This window comes from Paracoccus sp. R12_2, from assembly GCF_017744015.1.
Lineage (GTDB): Bacteria > Pseudomonadota > Alphaproteobacteria > Rhodobacterales > Rhodobacteraceae > Paracoccus.
Genome location: NZ_JAGHRA010000001.1, coordinates 40,415 through 64,983, shown reverse-complemented (window position 1 = coordinate 64,983; position 24,569 = coordinate 40,415). Strand labels below are relative to the sequence as shown.

Annotated in this window: 25 protein-coding genes; 16 read left to right on the top strand and 9 right to left on the bottom strand. The window is 64.9% G+C overall.

Annotated features, from left to right (window positions below; all coding sequences use genetic code 11):
• Positions 1 to 24: 24 nt before the first annotated feature.
• Entirely contained in the window at positions 25 to 459 is a 435-nt protein-coding gene (locus tag J7359_RS00295; RefSeq protein WP_209054538.1) for a universal stress protein, read from the bottom strand.
• A 418-nt stretch (positions 460 to 877) separates the two neighbouring features.
• Here J7359_RS00295 and J7359_RS00290 point away from each other — a divergent pair, with 418 nt between their 5' ends.
• The 7 genes from J7359_RS00290 (at position 878) to J7359_RS00260 (ending at position 9,202) form a co-directional block, all read left to right on the top strand.
• Positions 878 to 2,434, top strand: coding sequence for a 2-isopropylmalate synthase (locus J7359_RS00290; protein WP_209054537.1), 1,557 nt, complete (start codon positions 878 to 880; stop codon positions 2,432 to 2,434).
• A gap of 228 nt (positions 2,435 to 2,662) precedes the next feature.
• Positions 2,663 to 3,697: a rod shape-determining protein gene (locus J7359_RS00285; RefSeq protein WP_209054536.1), complete on the top strand. Its 1,035-nt coding sequence runs from the start codon at positions 2,663 to 2,665 to the stop codon at positions 3,695 to 3,697.
• A 23-nt stretch (positions 3,698 to 3,720) separates the two neighbouring features.
• A complete protein-coding gene (gene mreC, locus J7359_RS00280; RefSeq protein WP_209054535.1) occupies positions 3,721 to 4,662 on the top strand; it encodes a rod shape-determining protein MreC in 942 nt (313 codons plus the stop codon).
• A complete protein-coding gene (locus J7359_RS00275; RefSeq protein WP_209054534.1) occupies positions 4,655 to 5,194 on the top strand; it encodes a rod shape-determining protein MreD in 540 nt (179 codons plus the stop codon). Before mreC ends, J7359_RS00275 begins: the two co-directional genes overlap by 8 nt.
• On the top strand, positions 5,191 to 7,137 hold the full coding sequence (gene mrdA / locus J7359_RS00270; protein WP_209054533.1) for a penicillin-binding protein 2: 1,947 nt from the start codon (positions 5,191 to 5,193) through the stop codon (positions 7,135 to 7,137). Before J7359_RS00275 ends, mrdA begins: the two co-directional genes overlap by 4 nt.
• Before the next feature lie 12 nt (positions 7,138 to 7,149).
• A complete protein-coding gene (gene rodA, locus J7359_RS00265) occupies positions 7,150 to 8,289 on the top strand; it encodes a rod shape-determining protein RodA (RefSeq protein WP_209054532.1) in 1,140 nt (379 codons plus the stop codon).
• A 4-nt stretch (positions 8,290 to 8,293) separates the two neighbouring features.
• Positions 8,294 to 9,202 carry a glyoxylate/hydroxypyruvate reductase A gene (locus J7359_RS00260; protein WP_209054531.1) on the top strand — a complete coding sequence of 303 codons (909 nt, stop codon included), beginning with the start codon at positions 8,294 to 8,296 and terminating at the stop codon, positions 9,200 to 9,202.
• 3 nt (positions 9,203 to 9,205) lie between these two features.
• Here J7359_RS00260 and J7359_RS00255 read toward each other — a convergent pair whose 3' ends face one another.
• The 4 genes from J7359_RS00255 to folK all read right to left on the bottom strand — a co-directional run bounded on the left by J7359_RS00255 (position 9,206) and on the right by folK (position 13,088).
• A complete protein-coding gene (locus J7359_RS00255) occupies positions 9,206 to 9,880 on the bottom strand; it encodes a DUF2062 domain-containing protein (RefSeq protein WP_209054530.1) in 675 nt (224 codons plus the stop codon).
• Positions 9,881 to 9,920: 40 nt separating this feature from the next.
• Positions 9,921 to 12,038, bottom strand: a complete 2,118-nt coding sequence (locus J7359_RS00250; RefSeq protein ID WP_209054529.1) for a bifunctional (p)ppGpp synthetase/guanosine-3',5'-bis(diphosphate) 3'-pyrophosphohydrolase — start codon at positions 12,036 to 12,038, stop codon at positions 9,921 to 9,923.
• A 28-nt stretch (positions 12,039 to 12,066) separates the two neighbouring features.
• Positions 12,067 to 12,420 (bottom strand): DNA-directed RNA polymerase subunit omega, encoded by a 354-nt coding sequence (gene rpoZ, locus J7359_RS00245; RefSeq protein WP_209054528.1) that lies wholly within the window; start codon positions 12,418 to 12,420, stop codon positions 12,067 to 12,069.
• A gap of 71 nt (positions 12,421 to 12,491) precedes the next feature.
• On the bottom strand, positions 12,492 to 13,088 hold the full coding sequence (gene folK / locus J7359_RS00240; protein WP_209054527.1) for a 2-amino-4-hydroxy-6-hydroxymethyldihydropteridine diphosphokinase: 597 nt from the start codon (positions 13,086 to 13,088) through the stop codon (positions 12,492 to 12,494).
• Between the two features lie 125 nt (positions 13,089 to 13,213).
• Here folK and J7359_RS00235 point away from each other — a divergent pair, with 125 nt between their 5' ends.
• Both J7359_RS00235 and J7359_RS00230 read left to right on the top strand, forming a co-directional pair.
• Entirely contained in the window at positions 13,214 to 13,765 is a 552-nt protein-coding gene (locus J7359_RS00235; protein ID WP_209054526.1) for an NYN domain-containing protein, read from the top strand.
• A 50-nt stretch (positions 13,766 to 13,815) separates the two neighbouring features.
• Complete coding sequence (locus J7359_RS00230) at positions 13,816 to 14,976, top strand: MFS transporter (RefSeq protein ID WP_348524304.1); 1,161 nt, start codon at positions 13,816 to 13,818, stop codon at positions 14,974 to 14,976.
• A 22-nt stretch (positions 14,977 to 14,998) separates the two neighbouring features.
• On the opposite strand, the gene J7359_RS00225 is transcribed toward J7359_RS00230, so the two are convergent.
• The 3 genes from J7359_RS00225 to secG all read right to left on the bottom strand — a co-directional run bounded on the left by J7359_RS00225 (position 14,999) and on the right by secG (position 18,517).
• Positions 14,999 to 16,123: a Hint domain-containing protein gene (locus J7359_RS00225; protein ID WP_209054524.1), complete on the bottom strand. Its 1,125-nt coding sequence runs from the start codon at positions 16,121 to 16,123 to the stop codon at positions 14,999 to 15,001.
• Positions 16,124 to 16,193: 70 nt separating this feature from the next.
• Positions 16,194 to 17,837: a CTP synthase gene (locus J7359_RS00220; protein WP_209054523.1), complete on the bottom strand. Its 1,644-nt coding sequence runs from the start codon at positions 17,835 to 17,837 to the stop codon at positions 16,194 to 16,196.
• Positions 17,838 to 17,989: 152 nt separating this feature from the next.
• Positions 17,990 to 18,517, bottom strand: coding sequence for a preprotein translocase subunit SecG (gene secG / locus J7359_RS00215; protein ID WP_209054522.1), 528 nt, complete (start codon positions 18,515 to 18,517; stop codon positions 17,990 to 17,992).
• 73 nt (positions 18,518 to 18,590) lie between these two features.
• On the opposite strand from secG, the gene J7359_RS00210 reads away from it, so the two are divergent.
• The 6 genes from J7359_RS00210 (at position 18,591) to J7359_RS00185 (ending at position 23,454) form a co-directional block, all read left to right on the top strand.
• Positions 18,591 to 20,048 (top strand): cobyric acid synthase, encoded by a 1,458-nt coding sequence (locus J7359_RS00210; protein ID WP_209054960.1) that lies wholly within the window; start codon positions 18,591 to 18,593, stop codon positions 20,046 to 20,048.
• A gap of 127 nt (positions 20,049 to 20,175) precedes the next feature.
• The gene (gene ispH / locus J7359_RS00205; protein ID WP_209054521.1) at positions 20,176 to 21,132 is read left to right on the top strand and encodes a 4-hydroxy-3-methylbut-2-enyl diphosphate reductase; all 957 of its coding nucleotides are present in this window, start codon (positions 20,176 to 20,178) and stop codon (positions 21,130 to 21,132) included.
• A gap of 39 nt (positions 21,133 to 21,171) precedes the next feature.
• A complete protein-coding gene (locus tag J7359_RS00200; RefSeq protein WP_209054520.1) occupies positions 21,172 to 21,777 on the top strand; it encodes a glutathione S-transferase family protein in 606 nt (201 codons plus the stop codon).
• On the top strand, positions 21,774 to 22,376 hold the full coding sequence (locus J7359_RS00195) for a LysE family translocator (protein ID WP_209054519.1): 603 nt from the start codon (positions 21,774 to 21,776) through the stop codon (positions 22,374 to 22,376). Before J7359_RS00200 ends, J7359_RS00195 begins: the two co-directional genes overlap by 4 nt.
• Positions 22,373 to 22,822: a ribonuclease HI gene (gene rnhA / locus J7359_RS00190; RefSeq protein WP_209054518.1), complete on the top strand. Its 450-nt coding sequence runs from the start codon at positions 22,373 to 22,375 to the stop codon at positions 22,820 to 22,822. Before J7359_RS00195 ends, rnhA begins: the two co-directional genes overlap by 4 nt.
• A complete protein-coding gene (locus tag J7359_RS00185) occupies positions 22,819 to 23,454 on the top strand; it encodes a trimeric intracellular cation channel family protein (RefSeq protein ID WP_209054517.1) in 636 nt (211 codons plus the stop codon). Before rnhA ends, J7359_RS00185 begins: the two co-directional genes overlap by 4 nt.
• 14 nt (positions 23,455 to 23,468) lie before the next feature.
• Here J7359_RS00185 and J7359_RS00180 read toward each other — a convergent pair whose 3' ends face one another.
• Entirely contained in the window at positions 23,469 to 23,870 is a 402-nt protein-coding gene (locus tag J7359_RS00180) for a group III truncated hemoglobin (RefSeq protein ID WP_209054516.1), read from the bottom strand.
• Positions 23,871 to 24,006: 136 nt separating this feature from the next.
• Here J7359_RS00180 and queF point away from each other — a divergent pair, with 136 nt between their 5' ends.
• Positions 24,007 to 24,468 carry a preQ(1) synthase gene (gene queF, locus J7359_RS00175; RefSeq protein ID WP_209054515.1) on the top strand — a complete coding sequence of 154 codons (462 nt, stop codon included), beginning with the start codon at positions 24,007 to 24,009 and terminating at the stop codon, positions 24,466 to 24,468.
• Positions 24,469 to 24,569: the final 101 nt, after the last annotated feature.

Here is a 24,569-nt window from a genome sequence, read left to right as displayed (position 1 = left end):
CTGATTCTCCTTGTCCGGTCAGGATTATGGCACGATCGTCACCGGCACCGGCGCGACCTGCGCCAGCGTGCCCGCGACCGAACCGAAGATGCGCGAGGACAGGCCGGAATTGCCCATCCGCCCGATGAAGATCAGCGCGGCATCCTCATCCTCGGCGATCTTGCACAATGTCTCGGCGATATGGCCGTACTTCATCACCGAGGTGACCGGAACGCCGGCGTCCTCGACCGCCTTCAGGACCGGCGCGATGATCGCCTGTTCGGCACGCTGCAGTTCCTCGTTGCGCCGCCTGTGCCGCTCTTCGATCTCGTTCGGCGTCAGGAAGCTGTAAGGTGACCATTCCAGAACATGCGCGACGACGATGGCATCGCCCAGCACCTTTGCGCGACTGACCGCGAAATCCAGCGCGCGTCGCGACGCTTCGCTGCCGTCGAATCCGACGACGATCTTGCGTGACATGTTACCCCCTTGTGGTGTTTTCTGTTTCTTGTGTCAGTGATGAAATCATAGGCACGGTCAGTCCGTTTGGGCTAGGGAAAACATGACGGGTCCGTGAATACACCTATTGTCGGGGTTGTATGCACGGTTCGCTGGCGGGCTGCCGGGGATGCAGGCAGCCGGTCGCGGCGCTATGGGGCATGGCCTTGTGACATTTTCTTCTTTTCAAACCGGATCATGGTCGGCATATTCCGCCCCATGACTCGGATGCGCCATATCGCCACCGCCTCGACCGCGCCGTTCGGTGCGTGTCTGGCCGTGCAACTCCGCGGTCTGCTGCTTCTTACGCTGCGCTGAGCGGGTCTTCCGGGCCGCCGCTCAGTCAGGTCAGTGCCCGGATCATCCCCGACACGACATTCCGCGTAAGAAAGACCCTCACATGACCGACAACAACCGCGTATTCATTTTCGACACGACCCTGCGCGATGGCGAACAATCGCCCGGCGCCACCATGTCCCATGCCGAAAAGCTGGAAATCGCCGCCATGCTGGACGAGATGGGCGTCGATATCATCGAGGCGGGCTTCCCGATCGCCTCGGAAGGCGACTTCGCCGCCGTTTCCGAGATCGCAAGGCAAAGCCGCAACAGTGTCGTCTGCGGCCTTGCGCGCGCCCAGATCCCCGATATCGACCGCTGCTGGGAGGCGGTGAAACACGCCAGACGCCCACGCATCCATACCTTCATCGGCACCTCGCCGCTGCATCGGGCGATCCCCAATCTGGACATGGACCAGATGGCCGAGCGGATTGAACAGACCGTGACCCATGCGCGCAACCTGTGCGACAACGTGCAATGGTCGCCGATGGACGCCACCCGCACGGAACATGACTACCTGTGCCGGGTCGTGGAAATCGCCATCAAGTGCGGCGCGACCACGATCAACATTCCCGACACGGTGGGCTATACCGCGCCCCGCGAAAGCGCCGATCTGATCCGGATGCTGCTGGAACGTGTGCCGGGTGCGGACAACATCATCTTCGCCACCCATTGCCACAACGATCTGGGCATGGCGACGGCGAACAGCCTTGCCGCAGTCGAAGCCGGCGCACGTCAGGTTGAATGCACCATCAACGGTCTTGGCGAACGCGCCGGCAACACCGCGCTGGAAGAGGTGGTGATGGCCCTGCGCGTGCGCCACGACATCATGCCCTTCGACACCGGCATCGACACAACGAAGATCATGGGCCTGTCGCGCCGCGTGGCTCAGGTCTCGGGTTTTCCGGTGCAGTTCAACAAGGCGATCGTCGGCAAGAACGCCTTCCTGCATGAATCCGGAATCCATCAGGACGGCGTGCTGAAGAATGTCGAGACCTTCGAGATCATGAAGCCCGCCGATATCGGGCTGAACGAAACCAACATCGCGATGGGCAAGCATTCGGGCCGCGCCGCGCTGCGGGCCAAGCTGGCCGACTTGGGATACGAGGTGGGCGACAACCAGTTGAAGGACATCTTCGTGCGGTTCAAGGCCTTGGCCGACCGCAAGAAAGAGGTCTATGACGAGGATATCGTGGCACTGGTGCAGGACGCCACCGCCAATACCCAGGACGATCATCTGCAGGTCAAGCATCTGCGCGTGATCTGCGGCAGCGACGGGCAGTCTGCCGACCTGACGATGATCGTGGACGGGCAGGAAAAGACCGTTCATGCCACCGGCGACGGACCGGTGGATGCCTGTTTCAATGCCGTGAAGCAGATCTTTCCTCACGACGCCCGGCTGCAGCTGTATCAGGTCCATGCCGTGACCGAGGGCACAGACGCACAGGCGACCGTCAGCGTGCGGATGGAAGAGGACGGCCGGATCGTGAACGGGCAATCCGCCGACACCGACACGATCCTGGCCAGCGTCAAGGCCTATGTCGGTGCGTTGAACCATCTGATCGTGCGGCGCGCGCAGCAGGGCCGCGATGACAAGCAGATCAGCATGTATTCGCACTGACCGAATGCCGATCACCGACGGACCGCCCGTGACATGGGCGGTCTGTTGCACATCCGGCGCGCGAGCGGCCTTGTCGTGGGGTTCGCGCGTCATCGGGGCTTTTCCGGTGGCGCGTAGCCTTCTATATGGGGCAACGCCGTTTCGCGGGCGATTCCGCACGGCATCAGCCTGATCGGGCGCTACAGAAACGGGCAGGGCCGGAGAAACCGGCGCGAAAGGATTACGGGCATGGCATTCGGCGGTTTGTTTTCGACCGATATCGCAATTGACCTTGGGACGGCGAACACGCTGATCTACGTCAAGGGCAAGGGCATCATCCTGAACGAGCCGTCGGTCGTGGCCTATCATGTCAAGGAAGGTAAGCGGCAGGTCCTGGCCGTGGGCGAGGATGCCAAGCTGATGCTGGGCCGCACCCCCGGCAGCATCGAGGCGATCCGCCCGATGCGCGAAGGCGTCATCGCCGACTTCGACAGCGCCGAGGAAATGATCAAGCATTTCATCAAGAAGGTGTTCAAGCGCACCACCTTCTCGAAGCCGAAGATCATCGTCTGCGTGCCCCACGGCGCCACCCCGGTCGAGAAGCGGGCGATCCGCCAGTCGGTTCTGTCCGCCGGCGCACGCAAGGCCGGCCTGATCGCCGAACCGATCGCGGCGGCCATTGGTGCGGGCATGCCGATCACCGAACCGACAGGCTCGATGGTGGTCGATATCGGCGGCGGCACCACCGAGGTCGCGGTGCTGTCGCTGGGCGACGTGGTTTATGCGCGTTCGGTCCGGATCGGCGGTGACCGCATGGACGAGGCGATCATCAACTATCTGCGGCGCAACCAGAACATGCTGATCGGCGACTCGACCGCAGAACGGGTCAAGACCTCGATCGGCACTGCGCGGATGCCCGATGATGGGCGGGGCGCCACGATCATGGTGCGCGGTCGCGATCTGTTGAACGGCATCCCCAAGGAAATCGAGATCAGCCAGGCGATGATCGCCGAGGCGCTGACCGAACCGATGCAGGCCATCTGCGAGGCGGTCATGGTGGCGCTGGAATCGACGCCCCCCGATCTTGCCGCCGACATCGTCGATCGCGGCGTGATGCTGACCGGCGGCGGCGCGATGCTGGGCGATCTGGATCTGGCGCTGCGCGAGCAGACCGGTCTGTCGATCACCCTGGCCGACCAGCCGATGAGTTGCGTCGCGCTGGGAACCGGCAAGGCGCTTGAATTCGAAAAGCAACTGCGCCACGTCATCGACTACGACAGTTGATGCCGCCCGTGCGGAGGCCCTGAATGGCGCGCAAGGGACCCGATTTCGCAACACCCGTCAGGCGCGTGCTGATCGCGCTGCTGGCGATTGTGCTGATCGCATTGTTCCTGTTCTGGCGGATCGACAGCCCGCGTGCCGAACGCATGCGGACCGGGCTGATCGACCGCGTCGTGCCCAGCTTTGAATGGGCCTTCGCGCCGGTCACTCAGCTCAGCCAGATGGTCGCGGGTTTCCAGTCCTATGCCCGCATCTACGAACAGAACCAGGAATTGCGGCGCGAACTGCAGAAGATGCAGGCCTGGAAGGAAGCCGCCGTGCAGCTGGAACAGGAAAATTCCAAGCTGCTGGCGCAGAACAATGTCCGTATCGACCCCGCCCTGACCAGCGTGACCGGGGTGGTAATGGTCGATTCCGGGTCCGCCTTTCGCCAGTCTGTCCTTCTGAACGTGGGCGCGCAGGACGGCATCGTCGATGGCTGGGCGACCATGGACGGGCTGGGTCTGGTCGGGCGCATCTCGGGCGTCGGGCAGCGGACCAGCCGGGTCGTGCTGCTGACTGACCCTTCATCGCGCATTCCGGTGACGATCCAGCCATCGGGCGACCGGGCACTGCTGAACGGCGACAACACGCCGCTTCCGGTGCTGGATTTCGTCGAAGCGCCGGACAATGTCCGCCCCGGCGACCGCGTGGTGACATCGGGCGATGGCGGCGTCTTTCCCCCCGGCCTTCTGGTCGGACAGGTCGTGCAGGCCAGCGATGGCCGGATGCGGCTGCGCATGGCCGCGGATTATGGCCGGTTGGAGTTTCTGCGCGTGCTGCGCGCCCATCCCGCCGAGGCGGTCGTCGATTCCGGGGCGATCATCCGTCCGGGCGATCAGGGCCTGATCGGGCCGGAACTGCCGACCTCACCGGTCGAGGCTGCCCGCGCCACCGACCCTCTGGCCTCGGTGGGCGCAGATGATTGAGGCACCGGGACGGCAACTGGTGATCGGTACTGCGTTGTTTTTGCTGTGCATGGGTGCGCTGCTGTTCGTGCGGCTGCTGCCCTTGTCGGCGGGCCTGACCGGGTGGCCGGGGCCGGATCTGGGGCTGTGCCTGACCTTCGCATGGGTGCTGCGGCGCCCCGATCAGCTTGCCGCGCCGGTGATCGCGCTGGTGTTTCTGGCCGAAGACGTGCTGCTGTTGCGTCCGCTGGGGTTGTGGGCGGTGCTGGTTCTTATGGGAACCGAGGCCGCACGGCTGCGTGAGGGGCGTTGGCGCGATCAGCCATTCATGGTTGAATGGCTGCGCGTCGCCATTCTGATCGGCGCGATTATGCTGGGCTATCGCGTGGTGTTGCTGCTGTTCCTGATGCAGCCCCCGCCGCTGGGGCAGGTGATGCTGCAACTGATCGCGACGGTGACGGCCTACCCGCTGGTGGTTTTCGTGGCCCGCTGGTTGATCGGGCTGCGCCGGATCACCGCGACCGAGGCCGAAATGATGAGATACAGCCGATGAAAAGATCATCGCGAGACACGCAGGACGGAAGCCGCCGGGTCGGCCGGCGGGGCCTGTTGCTGGCCGGTATCCAGTTCGGGGTGGTGACGACGCTGGCGCTGCGGCTGCGGTCGATGCAGCTGGAACATGCCGAGGAATATCGCCTTTTGTCCGACGGAAACTCGATCAAGATCCGCCTGTTGCCACCGGCGCGCGGGCTGATCCATGACCGCAACGGGTTGGTGATCGCGGGCAATGAACAGAATTACCGCGTCACTCTGACCCGCGAAGAGGCTGGGGGTGATGTCGAGCCGGTGCTGCGCCGCCTGTCCCGGCTGATCCCGATCAGCGATGCCCGCATGGCCGAGCTTATGGAGGAATTTTCCCGGCGCACGGCGATCACGCCGATCGTGCTGGCCGATCGGCTGAGCTGGGAACAGTTCAGCTCGATCGCCGTGAACGCACCGTCGCTGGCGGGGGTGACGCCGGAATCCGGCCTGTCGCGGGCCTATCCGCGCGCCGGCGACCTGGCCCATGTGGTCGGCTATGTCGGGCCGGTGTCGGATTACGACCTGTCCAAGATCGAGGATCCGGACCCGGTGCTGATGCTGCCCGAATTCCAGCTTGGGAAGGTCGGTGCCGAAGCCAAGCTGGAGGGGGTGCTGCGTGGCAAGGCCGGTGCCCGCCGGGTCGAGGTGAACAGCGCCGGACGCGAGATGCGCGAACTGAGCCGGCAAGAGGGCGAACAGGGCGCGACGGTGCAACTGACCGTGGACGCGCGATTGCAGAACTATGCCGCGCAGCGTCTGGGGCAGGAAAGCGCGGCGGCTGTGGTGATGGATGTCCAGACCGGCGATCTGCTGGCCATGTGTTCCTCGCCCAGCTTCGATCCCAACAAGTTCGTGCGCGGCATCTCCAGTACCGATTATCGCGCGCTGATGAGTCACGATCACCGTCCGCTGGCCGACAAGACCGTGCAGGGCGTCTATCCGCCCGGATCGACCTTCAAGATGGTCACTCTGCTGGCCGGGCTGGATGCGGGGCTGATCAATGGCGGGTCGCGCTTCTACTGCCCCGGCTTCACCGAGGTAGGCGGACGGCGGTTCCATTGCTGGCGGGGCGGCGGGCACGGGTCGATGGACCCGATCCAGAGCCTCGAACAAAGCTGCGACGTCTTCTATTACGAACTGGCGCAGCGCGTCGGCATCGACCGGATCGCGGCGATGGCCCGGCGGCTGGGGATCGGCGTGACGCACGACCTGCCGATGTCGGCAGTGGCCGAGGGGATCGCGCCGGACCGGGCGTGGAAGAAGGCGCGCTATGACCAGTCCTGGCAGATCGGTGACAGTCTGAACGCGTCGATCGGGCAGGGCTATGTTCTGGCGTCACCGCTGCAATTGGCGGTGATGACATCGCGGGTTGCGACGGGCCGGGCGATCGTGCCGCGACTTGTGCGTGCGCTGGACGGTATTCCCCAGCCGCTGGTCGAAGCAGAACCGCTGGGGATCGACGAGGCATGGCTGCGGCTGGCGCGTGGCGGGATGGACGCGGTCATGAACGGCGCGCATGGCACGGCCCGTCGGTCCCGCATCCTGCGCGACGACTGGCGCATGGCCGGCAAGACCGGAACCAGCCAGGTCCGCAACATCACCGCCGCCGAGCGCGCGCGGGGCGTCGTACGCAACGAACAGTTGCCGTGGAATCGCCGCGACCATGCGCTGTTTGTCTGCTTCGCGCCGTTTCAGGCACCCCGCTATGCCGTGTCGGTGGTCGTCGAACATGGCGGCGGCGGATCGGCGGTCGCGGCTCCCATCGCCCGCGACATCATGCTGTTCGCGCTGGAAGGCGGGCTGCCGCCGCTGGATTCGGTGCCGTCGGATCAACGCGCCGAGATGGAGGCGCGCCACGACGCCATGCATCTTTACACGCCCGACCCGCCGAAATCCGGCCGGACCCGCGCGTGACAGGGGGCGGCGATGGCCTATCTTGACTATCAGGTTGCACAGGCACCGACCGGGTGGCGCAAGATCCTGTATCTGAACTGGCCGCTGGTGTTCCTGCTGTCGGCGGTCGCCTGTTTCGGCTTCGTGATGCTGTATTCCGTCGCTGGCGGGCAGGCCGACACCTGGGCCAAGCCGCAGATGTATCGCTTTGCCGTGGGCATGGCGGCGATGTTCGCGCTGGCCTTCGTGCCGATGTGGTTCTGGCGCGGCGTCTCGGTGTTTTCCTATGTGCTGTGCCTTCTGCTGCTGGTTGCGGTGGAACTGGTCGGCGATATCGGCATGGGCGCGCAGCGCTGGATCGAGTTCGGTCCGATCCGGCTGCAACCCTCGGAACTGATGAAGATTGCGCTGGTTCTGGTTCTGGCCGCCTATTACGACATGCTGCCGGTGAACCGTGTGTCCCGCCCGCTGTGGGTGCTGATCCCGGTGGCGCTGATCCTGCTGCCGACCGCGCTGGTGCTGAAGCAGCCGGATCTGGGCACCTCGCTGATGCTGGTCGCGGGGGGCGGGATACTGATGTTCGCGGCGGGCGTCTCGCTGTGGTATTTCGGCGCGGTGTTCGCCATGATCGGCGGGCTGGTCTACGCCGTGATGTCCAGCCGCGGAACCGACTGGCAGTTGCTGAAGGACTATCAGTACCGCCGCATCGACACGTTCATCGACCCGTCGGTCGATCCCCTGGGCGCCGGCTACAACATCACGCAGGCGCAGATCGCGCTGGGATCGGGCGGCTGGTCGGGCCGCGGCTTCATGCAGGGCACGCAGTCGCGGCTGAACTTCCTGCCCGAGAAGCAGACCGACTTCATCTTTACGGTGCTGGCCGAAGAATTCGGTTTCGTCGGCGCGTTCTCGTTGCTGGTGCTTTACACGCTGATCATCGGGTTCTGTCTCTATTCGGCGCTGTCCAACCGCGACCGTTTCGGCGCGCTGCTGACCATCGGCATCAGCGGCACGTTCTTCGTCTATTTTTCAATCAACATGGGCATGGTGATGGGGCTTCTGCCGGTCGTCGGCTCGCCGCTGCCGCTGGTCAGCTATGGCGGCACGGCGATGATGATCTTGCTGATGGGCTTCGGCATGGTCCAGTCCGCGCATGTTCACAGGCCAAGGTGACGCGATGAAGGTCCTGTTCGCAGCCCCCGACAAGATGTGGTCCGACTGGGCGCCGGCCCTGCGGTCGGCCTGCCCCGAGATGGATCTGGCGCGCGACGGCGCCCCCGCAGGCTTCGACGCCATCATCTACGCCCCAGGCGGCGAGATCGACGATCTGTCCCCCTTCAGCAATGCAAGGCTTGTCCAAAGCCTCTGGGCGGGGGTCGAACGCATCGTTACCAACCCGACGCTGACACAACCCCTGGCCCGGATGGTCGATCCGGGGCTGGCACAGGGCATGGCCGAATTCTGCACGGGCTGGGTCATGCGCGCGCATCTGGGGATGGACCGCTATCTGCAGGACGGGAACTGGCGCAACGGTCAGATCCCGCCCTTGGCCCGGGAGCGCGATGTCGTGATCCTGGGCATGGGCGAACTTGGCCGTGCCGTGGCCGCGATGTTGCGGCCGATCGGCTTCCGGTTGACCGGTTTCAGCGCGTCAGGCCGGCCGGTGGACGGCGTCGAGGTCCTGCCCGGAGACCATCTTGATCAGGCATTGCAGCGGGCGGACATCCTGGTGACCCTGCTGCCCGAGACCCCGGACACACGCGGGCTGATGAACGCGGCACGACTGGTGCATCTTCCCAAGGGGGCATGGCTGATCAACCCCGGCCGCGGGACGCTGATCGACGATGATGCACTGCTGGCCGCGCTGGATCGCGGGCAGCTGGGACACGCGGTTCTGGATGTCTTTCGTGACGAACCCCTGCCGCCGTCGCATCCGTTCTGGGGCCATGCCGGCGTGACCGTCACCCCCCATATCGCCGCCGAGACGCGCCCGCAGACCGCAGCGCCGGTGGTGGCCGAAAATCTGCGCCGCGCGATGTCGGGCGCGCCGATCCTGCATCTGGTGGACCGAAACAAGGGATACTAGCCCTCAGCGACGCGTATCGTCATCGTCCTGCGGCGCCACGGGCGTCGCGGTCGTCTGGATCTGGCGATGCGCGGCGACCCTGGCGATCCGTTCGGCCATCTTCTTCTGCCGCCTGCGGTGATAGGCGCGGATCACCGGCACGGTCAGGTAATGCGCGGCGATGCTGACCGCCAGCCCGATGATGCTGCCGCCGACGACATAGGGCCAGTAAACCTGTTGAAAGAACTCGGCCAGATGGCCCCAATGGGCTTCTTCAGGGCCAAAGATCGACCGGATATTGTGCCACAGCTCGGCGCTGGCGCGGGCGAATTCGCCAAAGATCATCTGCGGACCCAGATCGCCGTCAAAGCCCAGCAACTGCCGGCCAAGGCTGACCGCCAGCACGGCGATGAAGGGAAAGGTGACCGGATTCCCGACGAAGGTCGCCAGCAGCGCCGCAAGGATGTTGCCGCCGATCAGCCAGGCACAGGCCGCGCCGGACAGGAAATGCAGCCCGAACAGCGGCGTGAACGACACGAACACGCCCGCCGCGACGCCACGGCCGATCCGGTGCGGCTGATCCGGCAGCCTGCGCACACGGTGCAGCACATATGTGCCCGCACGGCGCCATCCGCCGCGCGGATAGATCATGTCGCTGGCCATCTGGCCGTAGCTGCGCGGTTTGCGGCGCTTGAACAACTTCCCACCCGATCTATCGCTAAGGCGCGCGACCGCGGCCCTACGGCTTCAGTGCCGGATCGCGGATCCGTGCCACCTGCGCCACGTCGCTTTCCGCCTCCAGTGCGGTCAGCAGGTTGTGCAGATGCTCATGGTCCCGCAACTCGACCTCGACCTCGATCCGGTAGAAATCCGGCTTGCGGTCAATGAACTCGAGGTTCGAGATATTCGCCCCCTGCGCCCCGATCAACCCGCAGATGCGTCCAAGGACCCCCGCATCATGCCGGATGGTCAGATTCAGCAGGGTCGAATAGGCGGCGGGATGGCGTCCGTCGCGCCACTGCAGATCGACCCAGCGATCCGGGCTGTCCTCGAACTCGGCCAGCACCGGACAGTCGATGGCGTGGATGACCACGCCCCTGCCGCGATAGGTGATGCCCACGATCCGTTCACCCGGCAGTGGGTTGCAGCATGGCGCGCGCTGGAATTCCGCGTCCGCCTCAAGCCCTGCGAAGGGCCGCTTGCGGTCGATCTCGTCCTGCGGCGCGTCGGCCAGTTCGGGATACAGGACGTCCAGCACTTCCTTGGCCGAATTCTCGGCACTGCCGATCCGGGCCAGAAGGTCGTCGGCGTTGGCTAACCCCATCTGTTTGGCGGCGGTGCGCAGCGCCTTGTCGGTCGGTTTGCGACCGACATGTTCGAAACTGACGCGCACCAGCTCGCGACCCAGCCGGATGAAACGGTCGCGATCCTCTTCGCGCAGCGACCGCCGGATCGCCGCCTTGGCCCGTCCGGTCACGACGATGTCCAGCCACGTCGCCTGCGGACGCTGGCCCGAGGCCGAGATGATATCGACCGACTGGCCGTTCTTCAGCCGCGTCCACAGCGGCACGCGGATTCCGTCGACCTTGGCGCCGACGCAGCTGTTTCCCAGCCGCGTGTGAATGGCATAGGCAAAGTCGATCGGCGTCGCACCCTTGGGCAGCTGCATCACGTCGCCCTTGGGCGTGAAGCAGAAGACCAGATCCTGATACATCTCCAGCTTCACATGCTCGAGAAACTCGTTGTGATCCTCGCCGTCCAGACGGTCGGCAAGGCTGTCGATCCAGGCTGCCGGATCGACCGCGAACGGGTTCTTGGTGCGCACCCCGTCGCGATAGGCCCAATGCGCGGCGACGCCCGCCTCGGCCACCTCGTGCATCTGTCGGGTGCGGATCTGCACCTCGACCCGCTTGCCGTCGCGTCCTGATACGGTGGTGTGGATCGAACGATAACCGTTCGCCTTGGGCTGGCTGATATAGTCCTTGAACCGACCGGGCACCGCCCGCCAGCGATGATGGATCACCCCAAGCGCGCGATAGCAGTCCATCTCGGTCCGGGTGATGATCCGAAAGCCATAGATGTCCGACAGCCGCGAGAAGGCCAGCTGTTTTTCCTGCATTTTCCGCCAGACGGAAAATGGTTTCTTCGCGCGGCCGAACACGTCCGCGTCGATCCGTTCCTTTTCCAGTTCGGTGCGGATATCGGCGGTGATCTGGCCGATCACATCGCCCGATTCCTTCTGCAGGCTGACGAAACGCCGGATGATCGAATTGCGGGCTTCGGGATTGATGACCTTGAAGGCCAGATCCTCAAGCTCTTCGCGCATCCACTGCATGCCCATGCGCCCGGCCAGCGGCGCATAGATGTCCATCGTCTCGCGCGCCTTCTGCACCTGCTTGTCAGGCCGCATCGAGCGGATCGTGCGCATGTTGTGCAGCCGGTCGGCCAGCTTGACCAGGATCACCCGCAGGTCGCGGGACATCGCCATGAACAGCTTGCGGAAATTCTCGGCCTGCTTCGACTGCGCGCTGCTGAGCTGCAGATTGGTCAGCTTGGTGACCCCATCCACCAGATCGGCAATCTCGGCGCTGAACATCGCCGAGATTTCTTCCTTCGTGGACCGGGTGTCCTCGACAGTGTCGTGCAGCAGGGCGGTGACGATGGTCGCGTCGTCCAGCCGCATTTCGGTCAGGATGGCGGCGACTGCGATGGGATGGGTAAAGTAGGGCTCGCCCGAGTGCCGGAACTGCCCCTCATGCATCCGCATGCCGTATTCGTAGGCGTCGCGGATCAGCCCCGCGTCACTGCGCGGGTTGTAGTTGCGGACAAGCGCAATGAGGTCTTCGACGTCGATCATGCCTGTCGAGGACCTCTTCCGTTCTGCCTTAGCGCTGGTTGGCTTCCAGCATCATGCGCAGCATCCGCTCTTCGGATTCCTCGTCGGCGGGCTTGGGCCGATCGACCTCGGCCCCCAGCAGCAACGCCATCGCGTCCTCTTCGGGCTCATCGACCTCGATCTGCGTCTGGGTCGATTCGATCATCCGCTCGCGCAGATCATCCACCGGCTGGGTTTCCTCGGCGATCTCGCGCAGCGCGACGACCGGGTTCTTGTCGTTGTCGCGGTCCACCGTGGGCGCGTTGCCCGAGGCGATCTCGCGCGCGCGGTGCGCGGCCAGCATCACCAGGTCAAAACGGTTGGGAACCTTGTCGACGCAGTCTTCGACCGTTACGCGGGCCATGTGTCACCTGTGCATTTGCGAATCGGGTATCCGGGGCGAAACCGGAGTAGTGATGGCGCAGCCCGGAAATGTCAAGCTGAGGTGGCCGTGCCCGCCGTCATCGGTGCCATGCCGGTCAGCGCGTCGGGCGGCAGCGCGGCCAGCATCTGCACGACGCTGCGCCCGGTCACCGGGTGTTGCCAGTCCGGGGCGATCTCGGCCAGCGGGGCCAGCACGAAGCCGCGATCCTGCATTCGCGGGTGCGGCAGGATCAGCCTGTCGGGGGCTTCGCGACGCTGGCGTTCGGGATCAAGCCCGGTCCAGTGCCGATGCGTCTGCAGGTCGGGCAGCACCAGATCGTCCAGCGCGATCAGGTCCAGATCCAGCACGCGCGCCGACCAGCGTCCGGTGCTGCGATCACGACCTGCCCGGGCCTCGATCGCATGCAGCCGCGCCAACAGATCCTCGGGCGGCAGGGCCGTTCGGATCAGCGCCGCCGCATTGGTGTAATCCGGACCCGAGCCAGGCGGATACGCCGGGGTGCGCCAGATTCTGCTGACGGCGGTTATTGAAATATCCGGTTCAGTATGCAGAATGCCTACCGCTGATCGAAGCGTCTCACTCGCGCCAAGATCAGACGACGGCAGGTTTGCGCCTAAACATATGATACCGAAAGACAGCTTCCGCATGCCTGCCCAACCATCCTAGCCTGTCACTTGCGACATGCGCATCCCGGGTCCACCTGTCGCTGGGATACAAACTGCGCGTCGCCAAGCAAATAACACACAAGAAGTCTGATTGAAGGCAACACCGAATGTTCTACAAGGATGATCGACTGGCGATGTTCATTGATGGCGCGAATTTATACGCCGCCGCGAAATCGCTTGGGTTTGATATAGATTACAAATTACTGCGGCAGGAATTCGACCGCCGCGGCAAGCTGACACGGGTCTATTACTACACCGCCCTGATCGACGGAGAGGAATATTCCCCGATCCGTCCGCTGGTCGACTGGCTGCACTACAACGGATACTGTGTCGTCACGAAGTCCGCCAAGGAATACACCGACACGATGGGCCGGCGGAAGGTCAAGGGGAACATGGACATCGAACTTGCGGTGGATGCCATGGAACTTGCGCCGCGTCTGGATCATGCCGTGCTGTTCTCGGGCGATGGCGATTTTCGTCCGCTGGTCGAATCGCTTCAACGTCAGGGGGTCCGCGTCTCGGTCGTGTCCACGATCCGGTCGCAGCCACCGATGATCGCGGATGATCTGCGCCGTCAGGCCGACAACTTCATCGAACTTGACGCCCTGCGCGACATCATCGGCCGGCCCCCGCGCGAACCCCAGCAGGCCGAGACCTGATCCCTGCAGCGGAAAACCGTTGGCTGGCGCTGGCGCTGATCTGCGCCGGCGTGATCGGCGCGATGACCTGCTGGTTTTCCGCCACCGCGATCATCCCCGAACTGATCCGGGACTGGCAGCTCAGCCCCGCTCAGGCGGGGTGGCTGACCAACGCGGTGCAGATCGGCTTTGTGCTGGGCGCGCTGGCGTCGTCGCTGGTGAACCTGCCCGACATCATGCGGATCACCCGGCTGATCACGCTGTCGGCGCTGCTGGCTGCGGCGGCAAACGCGGTGCTGCTGCTTCAACCGGGTTTCACGGCTGCGGTTGCCGCGCGGTTCGTGACCGGTGTGGCGCTGGCCGGGTTGTATCCGCCCGCCATGAAGCTGATGGCGACGTGGTTCGTGCGCGGACGGGGGCTGGCGATGGGGTTCCTGATTGCCGGGCTGACGCTGGGATCTTCAATGCCGCACCTGTTTCGCGCCCTTGGCGGCGGCGTCGATTGGCGGGTGGTGGTGATCGCCTCGACCGCCGCCACGCTCAGCTCGGCGGCGATCTTCGGGCTTCTGGTGCGCGAGGGGCCGCACGGTTTCGGTCGCGCGACATTCGATCCGCGTCAGGCGCTGGCCGTGCTGCGCAACCGCCCGGTCCTGTTGGTCAATATCGGTTATTTCGGCCATATGTGGGAACTTTATGCGATGTGGGCGTGGTTTCTGGCCTTCGCGAGGGCGGCGGGGCAGAACGGCATCATGCCATTCGGCGGGCCGTCGATCTTTGCGTTCATCGTGGTGGCGTCGGGCGTTGTCGGCTGCATCCTTGGAGGCGTGCTGTCGGACCGCATCGGCCGCTGCCTGACGACTGCCGGGATGATGGCGGTATCCGGCACCTGTGCTGCGTTGATCGGCTTTGCCTTCACCGGCCCCGCCTGGCTGCTGGCACTGATCGCAGTCATCTGGGGCATCTCGATCATCGGCGACAGCGCCCAGTTCTCGGCCGCCGTGACCGAGCTTGCGAATCCCCGTCTGATCGGCACGGCCCTGACCTTGCAGGTCAGCATTGGTTTCGCGCTGACCGTTCTGGCGATCTGGCTGATGCCGCATATCGCGGCACTGCTGGGGGGCTGGCAGTGGACCTTCGTCGCCCTGCTGCCGGGGCCCGTGGTGGGCACATGGGCGATGCTGCGGCTGCGCGGGATGGAGGAGGCCATGTCACTGGCCCACGGCAAACGCTAGCGCGCGGACCGATGAGGTCTTTTCAGTGTGCCGAGCGCAGCGCACCAAGCGGGCGCTGGTTCCGCAGATGCCGTTCGACAAGCCGGCGCCCCTTGCGGACGCCCGCGAACGGTGCCGCCTTGCGAATTCCATGGTCCCGCAACTCGGGGAATATCTCCATGATCTCGGACATGGCCTCGCGGCCAAGCATGCTGCACGCCTGATCGCCCAGATACAGGCTTTCGCTGAGAACACCGTCCGCCGCGACGATCTGATGGTCGTCGCAGATGAAATGGACATATGTGATTGCGGGAATGTCCTCGACCACCCGGCAGCCGGGCCGACCCAGCAGCGCCTTGGCGGGGACAAGAATTTCCGGCGTGTCGAACATGCGCTGAACGATGGGCGAGCGCAGCAGGATCCTGTGCTGCGGCGAAACGGTGATCGTCAGCCTGCCCTCGCAAGCCGCGCCGGTCAGCAAGTTCAGGTCGATGCGGACCGGCCGCAGGTGGTCGCGGCTGCCGTCGCGTGGAAACGTGATCCGCCGCTGTCCGATCCAGCGGATCGGTTGCTGGCTGTTCTTCAGGGTCCATATTAGGTCGCCGACCTTCAGTTTCTCGACCGGGGTCTGACCATTCGGCGTGTCGATCATCGTACCCGCAGCATAGCAGGGAAAGGCGTCGTTGTGACCGTCCACTGCAATGGACCTGAAGAACAGCGCCGGTTCGTCGCCGAACTGGAAATCGGCGATTTCATTGCGCTGGACACCATTCGACAGCAGCGTCGCAACCCCGGGGTCTGCAAGCCGAAACGCGATGCTGCCATCACTGAACTGATAGGTGATCATGGGAAGGTCGCTGACCGTCGCACCGTCCGTCGTGACCGCATCCACAAAAAACCGGGAAAACGTCTCGACCTGACGGAACGAGCCCCCGATGGTGATGCCTTCGGCTGCGCCGGGCGTGAACGTATCGCCGGTCCCAAGGGAATCAATATCGTCGATGCGCTCATCATCGTTCTGGTCGTTGATGAAGGCGTCTTCGGTATAGCTGGACAGCACCGGGCCGCCGCTTCGCACGGATGCTTCGAAACCGGCCGTGTCCGAGGTGGCGCGGGTGTAGATATCGCCCGCGTCGTACCAGATCCACGTCGGCGTGGTTGTGGGCATCAGGCGCTCCTGCTGAAGAACGCGGCCAAGGCTAGGTGCGCGGTCTTAGTATGGCAATCATTTTTGCCTATCACACCAGCCGCCCTTCCTCCATCGCGGCCCGCACGAAGCCCGCGAACAGGGGCGCCGGATCGAAGGGTTTCGATTTCAATTCCGGGTGCGACTGGACGCCAATGAACCACGGGTGATCGCGATACTCTATCACCTCGGGCAGCTTGCCGTCCGGCGACATGCCCGAGAATGACAGCCCCGCCGCCTCCAGCGCCTCGCGATATTTCGCGTCCACTTCATAGCGGTGGCGGTGGCGGTCCTCCATCTCGGTCGCGCCGCCATAGATCTCGCTGATCTTGGATCCTTCGGCCAGCATCGCGGTATAGGCACCCAGCCGCATCGTGCCGCCCTTGTCGTCACCGACCTTGCGCTGCACCGTGTAATTGCCCTGCACCCATTCCTTCAGGTGATAGACGACCGGGGTAAAGCGGGTCTTGCCGGCCTCGTGGTCGAATTCCTCGGACCCGGCATCGGGCATGTCGGCCAGGTTCCGCGCCGCCTCGATCACCGCCATCTGCATGCCCAGGCAGATGCCCAGATAGGGCACGTCCTTCTCGCGGGCGTATTTCGCGGCGGTGATCATGCCTTCGGTGCCACGTTCGCCGAACCCGCCCGGCACGATGATGCCGTGATAGCCGTCCAGAAGATGCGCGCCTTCGCCTTCCAGCTGTTCGCTGTCGACCCAGTCGGCCTTGACCCTGACGCGGTTGGCCATGCCGCCATGGGTCAGCGCCTCGGCGATGGATTTATAGGCGTCCTCAAGCTGGGTGTATTTGCCGACCACGGCGATGTTGACCTGACCCTCGGCATTGTCCAGCCGGTCCATCACGTCTTCCCATTTCGACAGGTCCGGGCGTGGCGCGGGGCTGATCGCAAAGGCGTCCAGGACGGCCCGGTCCAGCCCGGCGCGGTGATAGGCCAAGGGCGCCTCGTAGATGGATTTCAGATCATAGGCCGGGATCACCGCATCCGGGCGGACATTGCAGAACAGCGCGATCTTGGCGCGTTCCTTTTCCGGGATCGGGTGTTCGGACCGGCAGACCAGCACGTCGGGGGCCAGGCCGATGGATTGCAGTTCCTTGACGCTATGCTGCGTGGGCTTGGTCTTCAACTCGCCCGAGGCCGCCAGATAGGGCAGCAGCGTCAGATGCATCAGGATGCACTGGCCGCGGGGGCGTTCATGGGTGAACTGGCGAATCGCCTCGAAGAAGGGCAGGCCCTCGATGTCACCCACCGTGCCGCCGATCTCGCACAGCATGAAATCGACCTCGTCCTCGCCGATGCCAATGAAATCCTTGATTTCGTTGGTAACGTGCGGAATGACCTGAATGGTCTTGCCCAGATATTCGCCGCGCCGTTCCTTTTCCAGCACGTTGGAATAGATCCGCCCCGAGGACACGCTGTCGGTCCTGCGCGCCGCCACGCCGGTGAAGCGTTCGTAATGGCCCAGGTCCAGATCGGTTTCCGCACCGTCATCGGTGACGAAGACCTCGCCATGCTCGAACGGGCTCATCGTGCCCGGATCGACGTTCAGATAGGGGTCCAGCTTGCGCAGCCTGACGGTAAAGCCGCGCGCCTGCAACAGCGCCCCCAGCGCCGCCGAGGCCAGCCCCTTGCCAAGGGACGATACCACGCCGCCGGTGATAAAGATGTAACGCGCCATGAAGACCCCGTGATGTGCAAAATTCGATGATCTGCGGACCGCCGAAGCGTCTGCATCACGGGACTAAAGATATAGACGATTCGCCCCGTGGCCGCAACGGACCGCAAGTTGATGTAGGGCAGAAATATTCTGCCCCAAATTGTTGTATGGCGTCAGTTCGACGGCGCGGGGGCGGCTGGTTCTTCCGGCGCGGGATCGGACGCGGCCTCGGGGGCTGTGGTTTCGGCCGGTGCCTCGGCGGCGGGCGGTGTCACCGCATCCGCTGCCGGCGCCTCGTTTTCAGGCGCTGCAGGGGCCGGTGCGCTGGCCGCGGGCGCATCCGGCGCCGGCGGGGTCATCGGATCGCCGCCGGTCGAAGGGGGCGGGGTATAGGCCGGCAGGCTCGGCAGGTTCGAAGCGGGGGCCTGTTGCTGTTCGGGCACACCCATCTGATCCATGATCGATCCGTCCGAGGCCTCGCGGGCGGCAATCACCGTCAGCCCGATCGACGTGCAGAAGATCGCGATGCCGAACACCCAGGTCAGCCGGGTCATCGCATTGGCGGCCTGACGTCCGCTCATGACGCCGCCGCCGCTGCCGCCGCCCATGCCAAGCCCGCCACCCTCGGACCGTTGCAGCAGCACGACCCCGGTCAGCAGCACCGCCAGGATCAGGTGGATGGTCAGCACGACGTTTTGCACGGAATTCGGCCTTTCATTTGCGGACGCGCCTATCTAGTCACCGATGCAGGTGATGGCAAGCAGAGTGTCCGTGATGCCGGCAGTGATGATTCAGGGCACAGGCTCCAATGTCGGCAAGTCGATGCTGGTCGCGGGCCTTTGCCGCGCGGCACGGCGGCGCGGCATCGGGGTCGCACCGTTCAAGCCGCAGAACATGTCGAACAACGCCGCCGTGACACGAGACGGCGGCGAGATCGGCCGGGCCCAGGCGCTGCAGGCGCGGGCCTGCGGCCTTGATCCGCTGACCGACATGAACCCGGTCCTGCTGAAGCCCGAGACGGACACCGGCGCACAGGTGGTGCTGCAGGGCCGCGCCATCGCGCGGGCCGAGGCGCGCGACTATGCGGCGCTGCGTCCACGGCTGATGGCCGGCGTGCTGGACAGCTTTCATCGCCTGTCCTCGGCGCATGACCTGGTGATCGTCGAGGGCGCGGGCAGCCCCGCCGAGGTCAATCTGCGGCCCCGCGACATCGCCAATATGGGTTTCGCCCGTGCGGCCGGGGTGCCGGTGGTGCTGGCCGGTGACATCGACCGAGGCGGGGTGATCGCCCAGATCGTCGGCACGCAGGCGGTGATCGACCCGGAGGACGCGGCAATGATCCGCGGCTTCCTGATCAACAAGTTCCGCGGCGATCCGCGCCTGTTCGACGACGGATACCGCCATATCGCCGACCGCACCGGCTGGCCCGGCTTCGGCGTGGTTCCGTGGTTTGCCGACGCCCACCGCCTGCCGGCCGAGGATGCGGTGGATCTGCGCGCCTCGAGGGGGCAGGGGGTCCATGTCGTCTGCCTGACGCTGTCGCGAATCGCGAATTTCGACGATCTCGACCCGCTGGCGGCGGAACCGGGCGTCAGCCTGACGATGCTGGGGCCGGGACGGCCGATTCCCGGCGATGCCGATCTGGTCGTGATTCCCGGCACCAAGTCGACGCTTGGCGATTTGGCGTTCCTGCGTGCGCAGCGCTGGGACATCGACCTTGCCGCGCATGTGCGCCGCGGCGGACATGTTCTGGGGCTCTGTGGCGGCTATCAGATGTTGGGACGGACGATCCGCGACCCCTCGGGGCGCGACGGCATGGCGGGCGAAACGCCCGGTCTGGGCATTCTGAATATCGACACGGTCATGGCGGCCGACAAGCGGCTGGAACGGGTTTCGGGCACCGCGCTTGGTCGGAATGTCACCGGCTACGAGATTCACATGGGCCGCAGCGACGGCCCCGACTGCGCACGCCCCTTCGCGCATATGCCTGCCCCGGACGGCGCGATCAGCGCGGATGGTAGGATCGTCGGCACCTATCTGCACGGGCTGTTTTCCGATGACGGCTTTCGCGCCGCCTATCTGTCGCGGCTCGGCGCCGCGTCGCAGCCGGGCTACGAGGCGGGCGTCGAGGCGACGCTGGACCGGCTGGCCGACCATCTCGAGGCGCATCTGGATGTCACCGGGCTGCTGGCCGTGGCATCCGATGCTTCTTCTTTGCCCGAATCCCCATGACCCGGGGACGCAACACGCAACGCCCGCCAGCTGTGTACAGCCTGTGCACGTGCGGTGCATCGGCGGTGGACGCATCGTGACCGTCCTGACGCTGGACGAAATGGCCCGGTCGCGCTAGGTCAGCGGCATGGAACACGCCAAGCCGCCTTTGACCCTTTATCTTGCCGCGCCGCGCGGGTTCTGCGCCGGCGTCGACCGCGCCATCAAGATCGTCGAAATGGCGCTGCAGAAATGGGGCGCCCCGGTCTATGTCCGGCACGAGATCGTCCACAACAAGTATGTCGTTGATTCGCTTCGTGAAAAAGGCGCTGTCTTCGTCGAGGAACTGAATGAATGCCCCGATGACCGGCCGGTGATCTTTTCCGCCCATGGCGTGCCCAAGGCCGTCCCGGCCGAGGCACGCAGGCGCGAGATGGTGTTCGTGGACGCGACCTGTCCGCTGGTCAGCAAGGTCCATGTCGAGGCCGAACGACACCACGCCGCAGGGCTGCAGATGGTCATGATCGGCCATGCCGGGCACCCGGAGGTCCTTGGAACAATGGGACAATTGCCGGAAGGCGAGGTGATCCTGGTCGAGACGGTGTCCGATGTCGCGCAGATCGCCCCGCGCGACCCGGACCGGCTGGCCTTCATCACCCAGACCACATTGTCGGTCGATGACACCGCCGGGATCGTGGCGGCGCTTCAGGCGCGCTTCCCCTCGATCATAGGGCCGGCCAAGGAGGATATCTGCTACGCCACCACGAATCGCCAGGCGGCGGTCAAGGCGGTGGCGCCGATGATCGATGCGCTGCTGGTGATCGGTGCACAGAATTCCAGCAATTCCAAGCGTCTGGTCGAGGTGGGCAAGGCCTCGGGCTGCGCCTATTCGCAACTGGTCATGCGCGCCGATCAGATCGACTGGCGCGCGATCGACGGCATACGCGCCGTCGGCGTGACTGCCGGCGCCAGCGCGCCCGAGGTGCTGATCACCGAGGTGATCGATGCCTTTCGCGCACGTTTCGATGTGACGGTCGAAGTGGTGGAAACCGCGCAAGAGAACATTGAATTCAAGGTTCCGCGCGTGCTGCGCGAACCGGCATAGACCGGGCTTAGGCCGTTCTGACAGGGAAAAGGGGCGATCATGCGGCTGTATTCGATGCCGTCCTCGGGGAACAGTTACAAGGTCCGGCTGATCCTGGCTCTGACCCGGCGCGTCGTCGAGATCGTCGATTGCGAATACGGCTCGGACGCGCTGGCGCGGTCCAGGGCGGATGGAACGCTGCCCTATGGCAAGGTACCTGCGCTGCTGCTGGACGATGGCCGCGTGCTGGGCGAATCCAACGCGATCCTTTGGTTTCTTGGCGAGGGAAGCGACTTCATCCCAGAAGATGCCGTGCAGCGCGCGCAGATGCTGGGCTGGATGTTCTGGGAACAATACAACCACGAACCGGTCATCGCCGTCCGTCAGGCGCTGGTCAGCTATCCCCATCGCGCATCGGATGCGACGCCCGAGAGGCTGGCCGATCTGCTGGAACGCGGTCACGCGCTGTTGCAGGTGATGGAGGATGCGTTGAAGGGGCGCGACTGGCTGGTCGGCCAGACGCCCAGCCTGGCCGATCTGTGTCTGTATGCCTATACCCACACTGCGGGGACGCGCGGCGGCTATGATCTGACCAGATTTTGCGATCTCACATCATGGCTGGCCCGTGTCGAGGGGCTGCCCGGTTTCACAAGGCTGGACCAATGAGCATCGAGTTCCTTCTGACGGCCTTCATCGTCTGTGTCGCCCCTGGCGTCGGCGTCATCTACACGTTGTCATCCACGCTGTCGGGCGGATTTCGGGCCGGGCTGTGGGCGGCGATCGGCTGCACCATCCCGCCCATCCTTCACATGCTGATGGCGATGGCCGGTCTGGCCGCGTTGCTGCATGCCAGCGCATTGCTGTTCCAGGCGGTGAAGTTCGCGGGCGTCGCCTATCTGCTGTGGATGGCATGGGGCATCCTGCAGGCCGAGGGTGGCTTGCTGTTTCGCCCCGGTGATCACGTGGCAGCACGTGTCATCGTCCGGCGCGGCATCATGCTGAACCTGCTGAATCCCAAGCTGCCGATGTTCTTCATGGCCTTCCTGCCGCAATTCCTGCCCGCGGGGGCGGGCACCGGCGCGTTGGTGGAACTGGGTCTGGCCTTCGCGGCGATGACATTTGCGGTGTTTGTCGGCTACGCCGCGCTGGCCGCCAGTGGCCGCGATGCGGTCCTGTCATCGGATCGCGCGATGCGTTGGTTGCGCCGTGGCTTTGCGGCGTCCTTCGCCGCGCTTGGCCTGAAACTGGCGGTCAGCCGCGCGTGACGGACCTGTTTGCATGGACCGACGGCGCGTGCAGCGGCAATCCCGGCCCCGGTGGTTGGGGTGTTCTGATGCGCGCCCTGGACGGCGACACTGTCGTAAAGGAACGCGAATTGCAGGGCGGCGAGGCGGCCACGACCAATAACCGAATGGAGTTGATGGCCGCCATATCGGCGCTGGAGGCGCTGACCCGGCCAAGCCGCATCGTGATCGTGACCGACAGTGCCTATGTCAAGAACGGGGTCAGTCAGTGGATCCATGGCTGGAAGCGGAACGGCTGGCGCACCGCCGACAGGAAGCCCGTCAAGAATGTCGAATTGTGGCAGCGTCTGGACCAGGCGCAGGCGCGCCACGATGTCGAATGGCGCTGGATCAAGGGCCATGCCGGCCATGCCGAGAATGAACGCGCCGACGAACTGGCACGCGCCGGGATGGCGCCGTTCAAATGACGCCTGATGCGCTGGTCGCGGCGCTGGACTATGGCTCGGTCCTGGTCTTTGCGCTGACCGGCGCGCTGGTCGCCAGTCGGGCGCAGCTGGACCCGGTGGGCTTTGTCTTCATGGCGTCGCTGACTGCGGTTGGCGGCGGCACGCTGCGCGACCTGATCCTGGGGCGGGTGGTCTTCTGGGTGGCCCAGCCCGCCTATGTGCTGATCGCGGCGGGTGCCGCGCTGCTGGTCTTCTGGACCGCGCATCTTTTCGAAAGCCGCTACCGCCTGCTGGTCTGGCTGGACAGTGTGGCCTTGGCCGTGGCGGTCGCGGCCGGGGTCGGCGTCGCGATGGAAAGCGGCCTTGGTCCCGTGATCGTGGTCATCATGGGGGTCGTCACGGGCACGTTCGGCGGGCTGATGCGCGATGTGGTCGGCAACGAGGTGCCGCTGGTCCTGAAACAGGGCGAACTGTATCTGACTGCCGCGTTCGGCGGTGCGGCAGCCGCTGTGATCCTGGTCTGGGCGGGGTTACAGGCCAGCCATGCGCTGATCGCCTGCGCAGCCGCCGCGTGGGTGCTGCGCGCGGGCAGCATGATCTGGGGATGGCGGCTGCCGGTCTACAGACCCCGTCCGCCCCGGTCTCGCGGCTGATCGCATCGCCCCGCTCAGCGCAGGATCGGCGGACCGAAGGCGACTTCAGGGCGGATATCCTCGACCCCCATGCGCAGCCCCCGACCGATCCGATGGGCCAGCGCCGACCATGCCTCAGCGGGTTCCGGCTTCAGCGTCCGGCGCAAGGTTTCGTCGAACAGCGCCAGCCAGTGCGAAAAATGTTCGGGCATCACGTCGCCGGCCTGCAGATGCGCCCGCATCGGGTTTCCGTCATAGACCGGCTGATACAGGATCGCGCGTTTCCAGAACCGGGCGATCTTGGCCTCGTGTCCGGTCCAGTCGGTGACATGGGCCGCGAAGACCGGGCCAAGCATCTCGTGCCGCCGCACCGCGCCGTAGAACACGGCAACGACGCAGTCGATCTGTTCAGAGGTGATCTCGAATCTGGCAATCATGATTGGCGCAGGATCCTGCGCCGGGCGGTGGTTTGCAAGGCGGCGGGATGTCGCGCGCATGTCTTGGCTACGCCGCGCGCGATTGGTAGGGCTTGCCATCCGGTCGCAGCCCACCCGGTCAAAACAGGAGCACCAGATGAGCCACTATACCGACGCGCTGACCCAGCTTGGCAGGAAAGCCGATCTGCCCGACAATCCCGATTCCGCGATCCTGGAACGGGTCGCGAATCCGCAGCCCGGCCAGACTTATGCCGTGCGGTTCACGCAGCCCGAATTCACCAGCCTGTGCCCGATCACGGGTCAGCCCGATTTCGCGCATCTGGTGATCGACTATGTGCCCGACGCCTGGCTGGTCGAATCGAAATCGCTGAAGCTGTATCTGGGCAGCTTCCGCAATCACGGTGCGTTCCACGAGGATTGCACCGTCGGCATCGGCAGGCGGCTGGTTGATCTTCTTGCGCCCACATGGCTGCGGATCGGCGGCTATTGGTATCCGCGCGGAGGCATGCCCATTGACGTGTTCTGGCAGACCGGGACGCCGCCCACCGGGCTGTGGCTGCCCGATCAGGCCGTGCCGGGATATCGCGGACGCGGCTAGGCGCGGCGTGTCGGCAATGCTTTGGGGGGATAATCCGGTCTTATCCCTGCCTTGCGCTTGCAGCGGATTGCCCGGCTTTCTATAGAGAGCAGCATGGAATT

What these genes read in the sequence shown, in the direction of transcription:
- J7359_RS00180 (WP_209054516.1), bottom strand. Translation starts at nt 23,870, where the DNA reads ATGATTGCCAGATTCGAGATCACCTCTGAACAGATCGACTGCGTCGTT.
- rodA (WP_209054532.1), top strand. Translation starts at nt 7,150, where the DNA reads ATGGCCTATCTTGACTATCAGGTTGCACAGGCACCGACCGGGTGGCGC.
- J7359_RS00195 (WP_209054519.1), top strand. Translation starts at nt 21,774, where the DNA reads ATGAGCATCGAGTTCCTTCTGACGGCCTTCATCGTCTGTGTCGCCCCT.
- J7359_RS00275 (WP_209054534.1), top strand. Translation starts at nt 4,655, where the DNA reads ATGATTGAGGCACCGGGACGGCAACTGGTGATCGGTACTGCGTTGTTT.
- rpoZ (WP_209054528.1), bottom strand. Translation starts at nt 12,420, where the DNA reads ATGGCCCGCGTAACGGTCGAAGACTGCGTCGACAAGGTTCCCAACCGT.
- J7359_RS00285 (WP_209054536.1), top strand. Translation starts at nt 2,663, where the DNA reads ATGGCATTCGGCGGTTTGTTTTCGACCGATATCGCAATTGACCTTGGG.
- queF (WP_209054515.1), top strand. Translation starts at nt 24,007, where the DNA reads ATGAGCCACTATACCGACGCGCTGACCCAGCTTGGCAGGAAAGCCGAT.
- J7359_RS00185 (WP_209054517.1), top strand. Translation starts at nt 22,819, where the DNA reads ATGACGCCTGATGCGCTGGTCGCGGCGCTGGACTATGGCTCGGTCCTG.
- ispH (WP_209054521.1), top strand. Translation starts at nt 20,176, where the DNA reads ATGGAACACGCCAAGCCGCCTTTGACCCTTTATCTTGCCGCGCCGCGC.
- J7359_RS00295 (WP_209054538.1), bottom strand. Translation starts at nt 459, where the DNA reads ATGTCACGCAAGATCGTCGTCGGATTCGACGGCAGCGAAGCGTCGCGA.
- J7359_RS00250 (WP_209054529.1), bottom strand. Translation starts at nt 12,038, where the DNA reads ATGATCGACGTCGAAGACCTCATTGCGCTTGTCCGCAACTACAACCCG.
- J7359_RS00200 (WP_209054520.1), top strand. Translation starts at nt 21,172, where the DNA reads ATGCGGCTGTATTCGATGCCGTCCTCGGGGAACAGTTACAAGGTCCGG.
- mrdA (WP_209054533.1), top strand. Translation starts at nt 5,191, where the DNA reads ATGAAAAGATCATCGCGAGACACGCAGGACGGAAGCCGCCGGGTCGGC.
- J7359_RS00220 (WP_209054523.1), bottom strand. Translation starts at nt 17,837, where the DNA reads ATGGCGCGTTACATCTTTATCACCGGCGGCGTGGTATCGTCCCTTGGC.
- J7359_RS00225 (WP_209054524.1), bottom strand. Translation starts at nt 16,123, where the DNA reads ATGCCCACAACCACGCCGACGTGGATCTGGTACGACGCGGGCGATATC.
- mreC (WP_209054535.1), top strand. Translation starts at nt 3,721, where the DNA reads ATGGCGCGCAAGGGACCCGATTTCGCAACACCCGTCAGGCGCGTGCTG.
- J7359_RS00210 (WP_209054960.1), top strand. Translation starts at nt 18,591, where the DNA reads ATGCCGGCAGTGATGATTCAGGGCACAGGCTCCAATGTCGGCAAGTCG.
- J7359_RS00235 (WP_209054526.1), top strand. Translation starts at nt 13,214, where the DNA reads ATGTTCTACAAGGATGATCGACTGGCGATGTTCATTGATGGCGCGAAT.
- J7359_RS00260 (WP_209054531.1), top strand. Translation starts at nt 8,294, where the DNA reads ATGAAGGTCCTGTTCGCAGCCCCCGACAAGATGTGGTCCGACTGGGCG.
- J7359_RS00290 (WP_209054537.1), top strand. Translation starts at nt 878, where the DNA reads ATGACCGACAACAACCGCGTATTCATTTTCGACACGACCCTGCGCGAT.
- folK (WP_209054527.1), bottom strand. Translation starts at nt 13,088, where the DNA reads ATGCGGAAGCTGTCTTTCGGTATCATATGTTTAGGCGCAAACCTGCCG.